Origin of the sequence: Thalassovita mediterranea, from assembly GCA_019448215.1 — a bacterium.
GTDB lineage: Bacteria > Pseudomonadota > Alphaproteobacteria > Caulobacterales > Hyphomonadaceae > Henriciella.
In genome coordinates, this window is record CP080408.1 from 1,259,427 (window position 1) to 1,271,841 (window position 12,415).

General features: G+C 61.7%; 12 protein-coding genes. 5 read left to right on the plus strand and 7 right to left on the minus strand.

The window, feature by feature from the left end:
• Positions 1–130: 130 nt before the first annotated feature.
• Positions 131–883, minus strand: a complete 753-nt coding sequence (locus KUV46_06210) for a YebC/PmpR family DNA-binding transcriptional regulator (protein QYJ01981.1) — start codon at positions 881–883, stop codon at positions 131–133.
• A 148-nt stretch (positions 884–1,031) separates the two neighbouring features.
• Between KUV46_06210 and KUV46_06215 the strand changes: the two genes are divergently transcribed.
• The gene (locus KUV46_06215) at positions 1,032–1,865 is read left to right on the plus strand and encodes an EAL domain-containing protein (protein QYJ01982.1); all 834 of its coding nucleotides are present in this window, start codon (positions 1,032–1,034) and stop codon (positions 1,863–1,865) included.
• A 3-nt stretch (positions 1,866–1,868) separates the two neighbouring features.
• On the opposite strand, the gene KUV46_06220 is transcribed toward KUV46_06215, so the two are convergent.
• Together KUV46_06220 and KUV46_06225 are read right to left on the minus strand one after the other, a co-directional pair.
• Positions 1,869–2,693 carry a YmdB family metallophosphoesterase gene (locus KUV46_06220; GenBank protein ID QYJ01983.1) on the minus strand — a complete coding sequence of 275 codons (825 nt, stop codon included), beginning with the start codon at positions 2,691–2,693 and terminating at the stop codon, positions 1,869–1,871.
• A gap of 92 nt (positions 2,694–2,785) precedes the next feature.
• Positions 2,786–4,357 (minus strand): hypothetical protein, encoded by a 1,572-nt coding sequence (locus tag KUV46_06225; protein QYJ01984.1) that lies wholly within the window; start codon positions 4,355–4,357, stop codon positions 2,786–2,788.
• Positions 4,358–4,420: 63 nt separating this feature from the next.
• On the opposite strand from KUV46_06225, the gene KUV46_06230 reads away from it, so the two are divergent.
• Positions 4,421–5,140 (plus strand): M48 family metallopeptidase, encoded by a 720-nt coding sequence (locus KUV46_06230; GenBank protein QYJ01985.1) that lies wholly within the window; start codon positions 4,421–4,423, stop codon positions 5,138–5,140.
• Here KUV46_06230 and KUV46_06235 read toward each other — a convergent pair.
• The 3 genes from KUV46_06235 to motA form a co-directional block, all read right to left on the minus strand.
• On the minus strand, positions 5,137–7,065 hold the full coding sequence (locus tag KUV46_06235) for a sodium:proton antiporter (GenBank protein QYJ01986.1): 1,929 nt from the start codon (positions 7,063–7,065) through the stop codon (positions 5,137–5,139). The two genes, KUV46_06230 and KUV46_06235, sit on opposite strands and share 4 nt — an antisense overlap.
• A 27-nt stretch (positions 7,066–7,092) precedes the next feature.
• Entirely contained in the window at positions 7,093–7,617 is a 525-nt protein-coding gene (locus tag KUV46_06240) for a hypothetical protein (GenBank protein ID QYJ01987.1), read from the minus strand.
• 93 nt (positions 7,618–7,710) lie between these two features.
• Positions 7,711–8,601, minus strand: coding sequence for a flagellar motor stator protein MotA (gene motA / locus KUV46_06245; protein QYJ01988.1), 891 nt, complete (start codon positions 8,599–8,601; stop codon positions 7,711–7,713).
• A gap of 134 nt (positions 8,602–8,735) precedes the next feature.
• Between motA and KUV46_06250 the strand changes: the two genes are divergently transcribed.
• Complete coding sequence (locus KUV46_06250) at positions 8,736–10,028, plus strand: MFS transporter (GenBank protein ID QYJ01989.1); 1,293 nt, start codon at positions 8,736–8,738, stop codon at positions 10,026–10,028.
• A gap of 3 nt (positions 10,029–10,031) precedes the next feature.
• Here the strand turns inward: KUV46_06250 and KUV46_06255 are convergent, their stop codons facing one another.
• A complete protein-coding gene (locus KUV46_06255) occupies positions 10,032–11,468 on the minus strand; it encodes a lytic murein transglycosylase (GenBank protein QYJ01990.1) in 1,437 nt (478 codons plus the stop codon).
• A gap of 110 nt (positions 11,469–11,578) precedes the next feature.
• Between KUV46_06255 and ykgO the strand changes: the two genes are divergently transcribed.
• Both ykgO and KUV46_06265 read left to right on the plus strand, forming a co-directional pair.
• Positions 11,579–11,704 (plus strand): type B 50S ribosomal protein L36, encoded by a 126-nt coding sequence (gene ykgO / locus KUV46_06260; protein QYJ01991.1) that lies wholly within the window; start codon positions 11,579–11,581, stop codon positions 11,702–11,704.
• A gap of 7 nt (positions 11,705–11,711) precedes the next feature.
• The gene (locus KUV46_06265; GenBank protein QYJ01992.1) at positions 11,712–12,368 is read left to right on the plus strand and encodes an HAD family phosphatase; all 657 of its coding nucleotides are present in this window, start codon (positions 11,712–11,714) and stop codon (positions 12,366–12,368) included.
• The last annotated feature ends 47 nt before the right edge of the window (positions 12,369–12,415 follow it).

A 12,415-nucleotide genomic window follows, 5' to 3' on the forward strand; every position in this document is an offset into this window, starting at 1 on the left:
CCTTGTTTCCCGTGGGGAAGTCCTGTCGTTCCACTTATATGGAAAGGCACGCGCGAAATACGAGCAGGCTCAAGCAGCGCTCACGCTTTGGTGACCGCGCTGTGTGCAGCTGGTTGAAGCGAAGGCAGGACTAGCCTGCCAGCCGCTCCATCTCTGCTTCCGACAGTTCGGAATTGTCATAGACGTTCTGGACGTCGTCGAGCTCATCGAGGACATCGAGCAGCTTCATCAGCGTATCGGCCTGATCGCCCTCGACCGGAACATTGTTCTGCGGCTTCCAGATGAGCTTGGTCGACTTGGCTTCAACCTCTCCGAACTTGCCTTCGAGGGTCGAGGCGACCTCCATCAGGTCTTCGCGCTCGGTATAGATCCAGTGGCCGGTCTCGTCGCTCTCGACATCGGTCGCGCCTGCTTCGATGGCCGCTTCCATGACGGTCATCTCGTCGCCAGCTTCCGCCGGGTACTCAATCTCGCCAACCTGGTCGAAACCGAAGGAGACAGAGCCCGTCTCGCCAAGGTTGCCGCCATTCTTGGAGAAGGCTGCGCGGATCTCGCTGGCTGCGCGATTCTTGTTGTCGGTCGAGGCCTCGACGATGATGCCGACGCCGCCCGGGCCGAAGCCTTCGTAGCGGATGTCGAAATATTCTTCGCCGCCGCCGCCCTGGCCCTTGTCCACGGCGCGCTTGATATTGTCCTTCGGCATGGACTGGCCGCGCGCATTGTTGATGGCAAGGCGCAGGCGTGGATTGGCGTCCGGGTCCGGGCCGCCAAGCTTTGACGCGATGGTGATTTCCTTGGACAGGCGCGCAAACAGGGCCGCGCGCTTCTTGTCCTGCGCGCCCTTACGGTGCTGGATATTGGCCCATTTCGAATGTCCGGCCATGACGTCCTCGCAAAACTGTCTGGTTCTGTTGATTGCTCGCGCCGGGATAGATCAGGCGCGGGCTTTTTGAAAGCCAAGGATGCAGACCTGACAAACGACAATCAAGTATTAACGCCGTTCATATAGGCCTCTATCGAGTGGAGGTCCCATGAAACTTGATCAACTGACGAGCAGGATTGTCGAACTGGATGGCGGCCACCGCACCTTCGACTTTGGCACGTTTCAGATTCATTCGGCCTTCCAGCCCATCTATGAGATCAGCCGGACCTCCGGCGCGCTTTACGGCGTGGAGGCGCTGGCACGTCCGATGCTGGGCCCGAAATCTGTCGAGCCACTCGCTTTTTTCGCCCGGCTCGAGGGTTGGGACCGTTTCATTGCCGACTGGGCGTGCCTCTGCGTGCATCTCGCCAATGCGGCCGCTTGGCAGCTGGGCGAGACGCGTCTCTTCGTCAATCTGAACCCCCATTCCTGCAGCTATCGCGACCAGATGATCACTGGCGTTGAGCAGTATTGCGACCTGATCGCTGAATACGGCCTGCGGCGCGACAAGGTTGTCTTTGAAATCACGGAAGGCGCCGACTGTCCGCGCTCTGACCTTCTGGCCGTCGTCGAAAAACTGCGCGCGCTCGGCTTTGGCATCGCCATCGACGATTTCGGACGCGGCAAGTCAGACCTGCTGCGCGTCATTGAGCTGCGGCCGGACATCGTAAAGGTCGATGCGGGCTGGTTCCGCAAGATGATGGAGAATGAGGCGAGTCAGCAATTTGCGCATTCCATCATCCAGAAGCTGCATGGCCTCGGCGTGCACCTGCTGTTCGAAAGCGTCGAAACCCCGCGGGAGCTGCACTGGGCACGCGATTGCGCCGGTTCGCTCATTCAGGGCTGGCTGTTCGGTAAGGCGACCAATATGGGCGAAGCCGCCAGCAAGAAGCGCGTCGACATGCCTGCCGACAAGCATGACCGGCTGCGCCAGCGGGCGTAACTTCTAGGCCGCTGGAATATGCTCTGCCAGCCGGCCGCCGATGCGGATCGGCTCTATGCGCTTTGCAAGGCCGGTGCGGTCGTCTGTCTCGACATAGACACCGCACAGCGTGCCTTCGCCAAGGGCGGGCGCATAGCGCTCACCCGGTAGCTGGGTCGCAAAGCGCTGGACGGAGTTTTCCTTCCGCATGCCAATGACGCTGTCATAGTCGCCGCACATGCCGGCATCGGTCTGATAGGCGGTGCCCGCTTCAAGGATCATCAGGTCAGCCGTCGGCACATGCGTATGACTGCCGACGACCAGGCTGGCGCGGCCATCGCAGTGATGACCCATCGCCATCTTCTCGCTGGTGGCTTCACAATGCATGTCGACGATCATCGCATCCACGGCGAGGCCGAGCGGCATGTCGTCGAGGATGCGGTCTGCATGCTGGAAGGCATTCTCAAGCTGCTGCTTCATGAAGACATTGCCCTGAAGCTGGGCGACGCCGACACGGCGGCCATCATCCAGCACGAAGACATGCGCGCCCTTTCCCGGGGCGCCCGCCGCGACAGGATAGTTTGCGGGGCGTAGCAGGCGCGGTTCGCGGGCGATGAATGTCAGCGCCTCGCGCTGGTCCCAGGCGTGATCGCCCAGCGTCAGGCAGTCTGCGCCTGCATTGAAGAAATCATTGGCGATGGACTCGGTCAGGCCGAAGCCGCCTGCCGCGTTTTCCCCGTTCACCACGACGAAGTCGAGTTTCAGGTCACGGCGCAGGCCCGGCAGATAGTCGACCACTGCCGCGCGGCCCGGCTTGCCGACCACATCTCCGAAATAAGCGAGTTTCATGGGCGATAGCTATGCGCCCTTGACCCCCAAAAGAAAAGGCGCGCCCTCAGTTGCCCGGGGCGCGCCTTCACATGTCAGAAGAGGTCTGCGACCTATTCGTTGGAGGCCGAAAGACCGAGATAGCCCTTGGTCAGCATGCTTGGATCTTCCATCGCAGCAACGCTCTCCATGGAGATCGGCTCTTCAGGATCGAGCATGATGGTCAGCGTTTTCGGTTCCTGGATGAAGGAGGAGAGCGCCGTGCCGAGCTCGGTGGCAATCGCCGGGTCAACGCCGGCCTGCTGGGCCATGAGCGGGGCCATACCCATCATCTGGGCGACCTGAGCGCGCATCTGTGCCGGGTCTTGGCCCTGCTGGGTCGCGACGACGTTGAAGACGCGGTCGACAAGGCCGTCATCGGTGATGCGCAGTTCGAAATTGCCGATTTCAAGCGCGCCAAGCGCCTGCTGCATGACCATCGGATCAGGCTCACCGCCTTCGGCGAGGTTTTCCATGTCCATGGAAGCAACCAGCTGCTCATTGAAGGCAGAGTAGCCGATGAACTCACCGCCATAGGAGAAGCGGGCGCCATCGACGAGCTCGAAATAATTGTCAGCAGCGTCAGAGGTGAGGACGTCAGACTCCGGATCATAGTCGCTTCTGCCGGCGCCGCGAATTTCGATGCCGTCATAGCCGAGCATGCTGAGACCCTGTGCGAGGCCTGCGCCAACTTCGCCGCCATCAGCATCTGCATTGAGCGTCATGGTGAACGGTTCGGTGACATAGCTGGTCGGCTGGCCGTCATTGTTGCGCTCGACATAGGCGTCAAGCGAGGCCAGGGCGAAGCTCATGCCTTCGCCCTCGAAGGTCATATTGTCGAGCGTGATGCGGTCATAGCCCGGGTCCATCGGGTTCTGCATCATGCTGCTCATGACGGCTGCGGCCATTGCATCCTCATCGCCTGCATTCTGCTGGATGGCAGACAGGAAGTTGAGGTTGCTGCCAGCGATCGACAGGGAGTCGATGCCGCCTTTGAAGTTCATCTCGTCTTCGCCGATGATGTCGAAAGTGACACCGGTCAGCTCGGCGAGTGCCGCGCGCTGGTCTTCAACGCCGCGAAGCTGCAGCGAGGAAACGCCATAGGTGCCTTCGCCGTCCGTGCCGGAGAACTCACCCGACACATCAGTGACGGACCAGGCATCGAAGGAGATGTCCTCGACGGCCGGGAATTCGGCAGGTTCACCCGTGCCGAGCGCGGATGCGACCCAGGCCGAGAGGGCTGGCGATGGGTTGATCAGTTCGATCTCGCCAATGCCCATCGTCGTCGTGTCGGCATCTTCCGGCGCAGTGAAGCTGAGGCCGCTGAAGCTCATCCGGGAGAAAGAGGCCTGGCCATCGACCATGTCGAGGCCTTCGAAGACGAGCGAGTCAGCCGTCAGGCCGTCCATGCCGTTCAGGCCAATTCCGGAGAAGGTCGCCGTTGCGCCGTCAACTTCCTTGGAGGCGTAGGTGATCATGCCGTCGCCGGAATTGGTCAGCATCATTGCGGAGATCACGTCCGGAGCTTCGGCGGCATCGCCTTCGCGCAGTGTGATTTCGCTGATGTCTTCTGGCGTCTCGACGCCTGTCTGGTCGCATGCGGTCAGGATCGAGATCGCCGCAACGCCGCAGAGCAGATATTTCATGATGGTTCCCCTAGTGTCATAAGATAGGTGTAGGCTCATCGCACCTTCAGTCTGAGACTTATCATGTTTTTCGATAAAGGCCAGCCTTTGACCCTGTCCGCTTCAGACGGTCAGAGCATTACTGTCCGCATGGAAATCAACCCGCGCGCAAAGCGGCTGATACTGCGTCTGGACGAGGCGAAACGTGAAGCGGTCGCGGTGGCTCCATCGAAGCGTCATCTGAAGGCAGCAGCACAGTTTGCGAGCGATCGCCGTGACTGGATCGCAGCACGTCTTGCGCAACTGCCGCAGCAGACAGGGTTGGTCGAGGGCGCTGTGTTCAATCTGCGCGGCACGCCCTGTGAGATCACTCTTGAGGGGGCGGGGCGCCGCGCGTCGCTGCTGGCCGGCACACCCCAGCAGCTCTGCCTGCCAGGTGACCCAGAAACCGTCAGCCGGCGGGCGGCGCGATACCTCAAAAAGGCCGCGCGAGAGGATCTGAGCGAGGCGGTTGAGCGCCATTGCGCGACGCTCGGCGTCGATGCCCGGAAAGTCAGCGTCAAGGACACCCGCTCGCGCTGGGGATCGTGCACGTCTGATGGTGGGCTGGCTTTCTCGTGGCGGCTTATAATGGCCCCGCACAGCGTGCTCGACTATGTCGCCGCGCATGAATGCGCGCACCTGCTTGAGATGAACCACAGCCCGCGCTTCTGGGCGCATGTGGCGCGGTGCTGTCCCGGCTGGAAGAAGGAGCGCGACTGGCTACGCCGCCACGGCCGTGCCCTTCATGCGGTGACGGTCTAGGCCTTCTGCGGCTCACCCAGCTTCGGATCGGGCGAAGATGGCTCTTCTGCCGGGGCTGCCGGTTGCGGCTGCTGGTCTGGGGCAAAGCTGATAATGGTCGCGCCTTCACCGCCGCGCGCTTCCCGGCTCGGGCCGAGCAGGACGAGCGTGCCATCCGGGCGAATTTCAGCGACAAGATCACCCTTCGGCCGGTCAGCAAGATACTGCTCCAGCGTGTACTTTTCCGTCAGGCGCGTGCGCGAGAAATTCCAGCCGCGATATTGGTCACGGATCAGACCGTCATAGGTACGGCCACGCTTGATGAGTGTGCGCCCGCGCGCCGAAGAGCCCACTGACTTGTCATCGGTCTCATCGCCTTCCGATAGCGACAGCTGGTAAACGCGGTGACGGCCGACCTCCGGCGCAAACTGGCTACAGACGAGCGCATTGTGGCTGTCATTGGTCGACAGGGCGACGACAGTTGCAAAGCGCGAATGGTCCAGACGGATCTCTGCGTCCTCAGACAAGACTTCGCCAAGGAAGGTATCGAGACCAGCCTCGCGGGCGGGGCGGAGACGGCGATAATTGCTGTCGGCAACGATGACGTCGATCTTTACCGATTTCAGCGCCTTGGCGAACTCCACACTCCATGAGTTCGCGCCAACCAGAAGCACGCCCGGCTTTTCGGAACGGGCAAGGCCAAGCTTGCGGGCGAGCGGCCCGATTGTGAACCCGTGCAGGACAACCGTGGTGAACACCATAGCAAAGGCGAGCGGCACGATCTGGTCCGCGCCGGAGAAATAGAACCGGCCCTCACGCGACAGGTCGACCAGCAGCGAACCGAAAAGGCCCGAGACCGCCACAGCCACGATACCGCGCGGTGCAATCCAGCCCAGAAGCAGCGCTTCCTTGCGGTTCAGCGTACCTGCGGTCGCGATCCATACCGACAGGGGTCGCACGACAAACAGCATCGCCAGCAGGAACATCAGCGTGTTGAGGTTGAGCGCTGAGGAAATGATGGCCGGAGTCAGGTCGGCCGTCAGGATGACGAACACGCCAGAGACAAGCAGGACGGCGATGTCTTCCTTGAACTTTCTAAGCTCGGAAAGGTCAGCCAGTTTGGAATTGGCGAGCGTCATGCCGTATGCGGTGACCGCGACGAGGCCGATTTCCTTTTCGACCTGCTCAGCCAGTGCATAGCAGAGAATGATCGAGGCAAAGATAAGCGGCGCCTTGAGGTATTCCGGCGTCCAGCCCGCGCGGAAAGCACGCGAGATACCGAGCCCGAAAATGATACCCAGTGCGACACCGATGCCTGCGGCGGCAAGGATCCAGACGCCTGCGCCAACGATGGAGTCGCCCTGACTGGCAACGCGGATGACTTCATAGGCGGCAACCGCGAACAGCGCGCCGATCGGGTCGTTGACGATGCCTTCCCATTTCAGGAACTGGGCGGGCCTGCCAGACAGCTTCGACTGGCGCATCAGCGGCATGATCACCGTCGGGCCGGTGACAACCATGACGCCTGCAAAGACGATCGCGCTTGCCCAGTCGAGACCTGCGGCATAGCGCGCCGCGAGCGAGCCGAGCAGCCAGGCGAGCGGGCCGCCAAAGAACACCACCCGGCGCACGGCTGCGCCTGCATCACGCAGGTTCTCGAATTTCAGGATGAGGCCGCCTTCAAACAGGATGACGGCCACACAGAGTGATACGATGGGCCGCAGCAGGTCGCCAAAGGTCGAAGACGGGTCGAGCAGTGGGTCACCAAAGATGAGTGACCAGACAGGACCAGCGGCAAGCCCGGCCAGCGCCATGAGAACGATGGCAGGGGCCTGAAGGCGCCAGGCGAGCCACTGGGCGCCCAGACCGAGCGCGCCGATGAGGGCGCAAGCGAAGATCAGGCTGTCAGAGCCTGTCGCCGCGAGGATGAGATTCATATCCGGCATATGGTTTTAACTTGGGGTCCGTACGTTTCAGACGTCAGCGACGGTATCTTCGCGGGAGAAATCGAAACCGATTTCGCGCGTGCCGTATTCGCCGGCCTCGTAATGATCAATCTTTTCCTGAAACCAGTTTCTCAGATGATTGAAGAGATAATCAAAGAGACGCGTAGAGTCCTCTTCTGCAAGCGGGAGGGCCAAGGTAAATGACTCTCCGCCCTGAATGTCCAGTACAAACCGGTCACCGATCTTCTGGCACTGGGTCGTGATGCGAATCCAGTCAGTGCCGCCAGTAACGCGCACAGCGAGACCGAAGGCGATGGGCCCGAGCGGCCTGAACCCGCGCGGCGGCACGGAAAAGGCCTGGTCGCCATAGGGTTTTGGCTCGAAATTGCCGACAGGCGGGACAAGCTGGACGCAGACGCCATCCGAGGCGTCGAGATAGTCGCAGAAGCCCGAACGGACTTCCTCTGCGAGCTGGCGCACGCGTGCATAATTTTCGGCCGCAAGGTCCTGATAGGTCTTTGCGATGGCCTTCAATTCGTCGAAACGCGACACGTGAGGCCCTCCCAGTGCTTTCTCATCAGGCGAGAAATTAGGGGGGACCGCACACTATTGCGAGTCAGCGCATGAATTTAGTCGTTGATGGTTTCAGGCCGCGCGATTGTTTCGGCGCTGCGCCGGGAAGGCTTCGACGTTCGATACCGGGGCGTCGGCTTCCTCCACGGAGGGGCGCAGATGCACGGGCAGTCCGGCGCGGGCAAGCTCGATCGCGGTCGCTGGTGCGACGCCGTCATGCCAGGCCGTGATGACCGTGCGGATTGTCTCCAGAAACTGCATTTCCTCGTCCACGACCTGCCCGAAACGAGCGGCAATCGGACCGACCAGACCATAGGCGAGAAAGACGCCGAGAAATGTACCGAGAAGGGCCGTCGCGATCATGGGGCCGAGAACGTCCGGGGACTGATCGATCAGGCTCATCGTCTTGATGATGCCGAGGACGGCCGCCACAATACCGAGCGCGGGCAGGGCATCCGCGAGCGAGTTCAGCGCGGCAACGGCGCGGTGGCGGGTCTGCGCGGCAGAGGCGACCGCGTCTTCAAGGTGTGCCGCGACAGGCGACTTGCCACCCGGATTGAGGGCGTGGATGCGCAAACTGTCAGTGATCATCGATGTCGCCGTCCGGTCAGCGAGCAGGCGCGGGCGGTTCGCGAACAGCTCGGAGCTTTCAGGCGTCTCGATGTCCGCTTCGATGGCAATCATGCCGCCCCGGCGGGCGCGGCGCATCAGGTCGCCAAGACCGCTCAGCAGGTCTGCATAGTCAGATTTCTTCCACTTCGCGCCGCGCATGGATTTCACTATGCCGGCGAGTGCTGCACCTGCGACCCTCGGCGAATTGCCGATCACGAGCGTGCCAAGACCAGCCCCGCCGATCAGGGCCAGTTCAAACGGCAGGGCGCTGAACAGGGCAGGGCTTCCTGTGAACAGGAGCGCCCCTGCGATCAGGGCAGTGACCAGGATCAGGCCGACAAGTTGGAACATTCACGGGTCTCCGCGGGCGGGTTCAGACCCATGCCTATCGCAACAGGCTTTAAATAAGGTTTCCGGACCAGGGCGCTCGCCTCATGACGCGACGGGGCGCTTGTAATTTCCCGCAGTCGGGCCGAAGAGAAGTCATGACCGACACGCCTCCACCCCAGCTTGGACGTGACCGGCCGGACCGCCGCGGCGCGTTCCGGCTGCTTTTCTTCGCGCTTCTGGCAGTCGGCGCAGGCAATACGATGCTGGTCAGCGCGATCCTGCCGCCGCTCTCGCGCGACCTTGGCCTGCCGGACTGGATGGCAGGCGCGATCTTCTCGCTGTCAGCCGCGCTCTGGGCGATCACCTCCTCCTTCTGGGGCCGCAAGAGTAATGACTGGGGCAGGCGCCCTGTCGCCGCGCTCGGCATGCTCGGCTTTTCGGTCTCGATGCTGCTCTTCGGCACCAGCGCCGCACTCGCCATGGCGGGTTACCTGCAAAGCTCGCTCGTCATCTTTATCTGTCTCCTTGCTTCCCGGACGCTGTTCGGCCTGTTCGGTTCAGGCACGAATCCGGCGGCGCAGGCCTATATCGCGGACCGCACCAGCCGTGACAAACGCACAGAGGAAATTGCCTCGCTGACCTCAGGCTTCAGCTTTGGCGCGGTGGCAGGCCCTGCCTTCGCAGCGGCGGCGGGCGCAGTTTTCGGCCTGCTGACCCCCGTCTTCGTGATTAGCGCGGCGGCCGCCGTCCTCTCTTTCCTCATCTATACCCGGCTTCCGGAAAAGACCGCGCCGCGAAAGGAAGCGGGCCTCAAATCGACCGGCAAGAAGGAAGGCGACGGTCTGTGGCGTGATCCGCGCGTCATGCCCTATCTTATTTTCGCCGTCGGCCTCTCTGTCGTCACTGGCGTCCTGACACAGACTTTTGCTTTCGCCATCATGGACAAGATCGGCGTCGACGGGGCCGAAGCGATGCAGTTCACCGGTCCGGCCTATACGGTCGGTGCGGCCGGTACGCTCATCTCGCAGCTCGTCATCATTCCGCGCCTCAAGATGACCAACCGCACGCTGATGGTGACGGGCGCGCTGACGCTGTCTGTCGGCGCTTTCCTGATCGTGCCGACCAATGAGTTTGCCGTGCTGGTGCTGGCGCAATTCTTTGTCGGAATCGGTCAGGGCCTTGCGCGCCCCGGTTTCTCAAGCGGCGCATCGCTCTCTGTCGGCTCCAGCCTTCAGGGCAATGTCGCGGGCCTCGTCATCTCGGCGAACGGCACTGGCTTCATCGTCAGCCCGTTCTTTGGCCCGTGGATGTATGAGAATGTCCACCAGAGCGCGCCTTTTATCGGCGCGGGCGTCGTGCTCGTCCTGATGGCGATCTTTGCTCGCCGCGTCTTTCCGGCCAATCAGGTCTATCAGGACGATGACGATCAGCCGGAAATCTACGACTAGATTTTAGCTGCGCAGGCGCGCCAGCACTTCATTGAGCGCCGGACGTGACGGATAGCCATCCGCGACCAGACCGTTGGCCTGTTGGAACTGGCGCAGCGCGCCCCGCGTGCCAGACCCGACAATGCCGTCCACACCGCCTGCATCATAGCCAAGCTGGTTGAGTGCGGTCTGTAGCTGCTTCACTTCATCGAAGGTCAGGCGCTGTATATCGGTTGGCCAGGACGCGACCGGGCCATACTGGCCAGCAAGACCGTCTGCGAGCAGACCGACCGCGAAGGCGTAGCTGTTGGAGCGGTTATAGGTCTTGAAGACGTCGAAGTTGCGGAACAGGAGGTATTTCGGACCTGTCGCCCCCGCTGGCAGCCAGAGTTCGGCATAGTCGCTATCATCGACGCCAAAGCCGCCGCCGCGGATCGGGGACAGGCCAGCCGATTTCCACGAAGACAGGCGCCGGTCATTGCCGTCGGCCATCGACCAGTCAAAACCCTGCGGCGCAAGCACTTCAACGCCCCATGGCTGGTCAAACCGGTAGCCGGATGCCGAGAGATAGTGGGCGGCAGACGCCAGCGCGTCCGGTGACGAGGACCAGACATTGGCGAGCCCGTCGCCATCATAGTCCTGCGCATAGGCAAGATAGGTCGATGGCATGAACTGGGTGTGCCCCATGGCGCCAGCCCAGCCGGAGCCAAGCTGGTCGAGCCGCGCATAGCCCTTCTCGACGATTTCGACGAGGGCCAGGATCTCGCCCTCGGCAAAGCTGCGGCGACGGCCTTCGACGGCCATGTTGGCGAGCGTGTTGGCGGCGCTGTAATTGCCCATATAGCCGCCGAAATTCGTTTCCATCGCCCAGATGGCGCTGACCACTTCGCGGTTCACGCCATAGGTCGCTTCAATACGGTCAAAGACGGGCGCGAGTTCGGCGAGTTTCTGCTGGCCGGTTTCGAAGCGGTTGTCGGTAACGGCCGTGCGCAGATACTCCCAGATCGCCTTTGCAAACTCTGCCTGATTGGCGACCTCAGACTGGTTGTTGGGCCCAAGATAGATGTCGAGCGGGCGGATATCCTTCAGAAGCGCATAGAGTAGGGCGGGGTTGGTGCCGCGTGCCGTGGCGCGGGAGACGAAGTCCTGGCGCCAAGCATCCATCTCGGCATTACCGGTCGGCTCGAACGGGCCAACGGGGCCAGAAAAAGGCGGGGCGCCCGGCGTACCGCGCGGGTCACCCGGGGAAGCGCTAGAGGTGCGGGTCACTTGCGTGCTGTTCGTTGTCACGACACCCGGTGTCGCCGTCGGGGTCGTCATCTCAGCCTGCGGCTTTTGCGATGGCGGTGTCGGCGCATTCGACTGCGGCGCCGGCTCTGGCGTCGCGGCGCAGGCGCTCAGGATGGCAGCGAAACTTGCAGCGGTGGTCCAGCGGAGAAGGACCATATTCTTGCGCGTCATAAGTGGTGTCTTCCTTTTACCGTCGCGGTGCGTGAGCGGCGTTGACTCTACATAACCCATTCTGTATCTGGCGCCCCTTACGAGTTTTCAAAGATCGCCGGGCCAATCCCATGAAAGTTAAGTCTTCACTGAAATCCTTGAGAAACCGCCACCGCGATTGCAAGGTCGTTCGCCGTAAGGGCCGGACGTACGTCATCAACAAAACAGACCCACGCTTTAAAGCAAAGCAGGGCTAAGCAGAAGATGACCGCATCAGCACGCGGCGGAAATATTTCTGCCACTGCTGACCGCATTGTGCTGTTCGATCTCGGCAATGTCGTGATCGACTGGCTCCCCTTGCGTCTCTACCGCAAGATTTTCGCGACCGAGGCAGAGGCCGAAACCTTCTGCCGTGATGTCTGCAATATGGACTGGCATGTCGAGCACGACAGGGGCCGGACCTTTGCAGAAGGCGCGCGCCTGCTGAAGCAGGACCACCCCCACTTTTCAGATGAAATCGACGCCTGGCATGGGCGCTGGTTCGAGATGTTTGATGGCTACGTCACCGGCGTGCCTGCCCTCATTGCCCGCCTTGAAGAAGCGCAGGTGCCGCTCTTCGCGCTCTCCAATATGTCTGCTGAGATCTGGCCCGAAACGGTTGAGCGGTTTCCGATGCTGAAGCTTTTTAGGGACGTTGTCGTGTCTGGCGAGGAAGAGCTCATCAAGCCTGACCCGGCTATCTATGAGCTGACCCATGCGCGCCTTGGCCATCCGCCCAGGGACAGCGTCTTCTTCATCGATGACAGCCTGAAGAACATTGAGGCGGCTCGCGCCTTTGGCTTTCGAGGCCACCACTTTACCGATGCGAAATCGCTTGAAGCGGCCCTCATGGAAGAAGGCCTGCTTGCGCCTGCCGCCTGATCGCCGCAATCGGGCCTTGCCGGGACCTTATCCAGGATCATACTGAT

What these genes read in the sequence shown, in the direction of transcription:
- KUV46_06250 (QYJ01989.1), top strand. Translation starts at nt 8,736, where the DNA reads ATGACCGACACGCCTCCACCCCAGCTTGGACGTGACCGGCCGGACCGC.
- KUV46_06230 (QYJ01985.1), top strand. Translation starts at nt 4,421, where the DNA reads ATGTTTTTCGATAAAGGCCAGCCTTTGACCCTGTCCGCTTCAGACGGT.
- ykgO (QYJ01991.1), top strand. Translation starts at nt 11,579, where the DNA reads ATGAAAGTTAAGTCTTCACTGAAATCCTTGAGAAACCGCCACCGCGAT.
- KUV46_06265 (QYJ01992.1), top strand. Translation starts at nt 11,712, where the DNA reads ATGACCGCATCAGCACGCGGCGGAAATATTTCTGCCACTGCTGACCGC.
- KUV46_06255 (QYJ01990.1), bottom strand. Translation starts at nt 11,468, where the DNA reads ATGACGCGCAAGAATATGGTCCTTCTCCGCTGGACCACCGCTGCAAGT.
- KUV46_06220 (QYJ01983.1), bottom strand. Translation starts at nt 2,693, where the DNA reads ATGAAACTCGCTTATTTCGGAGATGTGGTCGGCAAGCCGGGCCGCGCG.
- motA (QYJ01988.1), bottom strand. Translation starts at nt 8,601, where the DNA reads ATGTTCCAACTTGTCGGCCTGATCCTGGTCACTGCCCTGATCGCAGGG.
- KUV46_06235 (QYJ01986.1), bottom strand. Translation starts at nt 7,065, where the DNA reads ATGCCGGATATGAATCTCATCCTCGCGGCGACAGGCTCTGACAGCCTG.
- KUV46_06225 (QYJ01984.1), bottom strand. Translation starts at nt 4,357, where the DNA reads ATGAAATATCTGCTCTGCGGCGTTGCGGCGATCTCGATCCTGACCGCA.
- KUV46_06215 (QYJ01982.1), top strand. Translation starts at nt 1,032, where the DNA reads ATGAAACTTGATCAACTGACGAGCAGGATTGTCGAACTGGATGGCGGC.
- KUV46_06210 (QYJ01981.1), bottom strand. Translation starts at nt 883, where the DNA reads ATGGCCGGACATTCGAAATGGGCCAATATCCAGCACCGTAAGGGCGCG.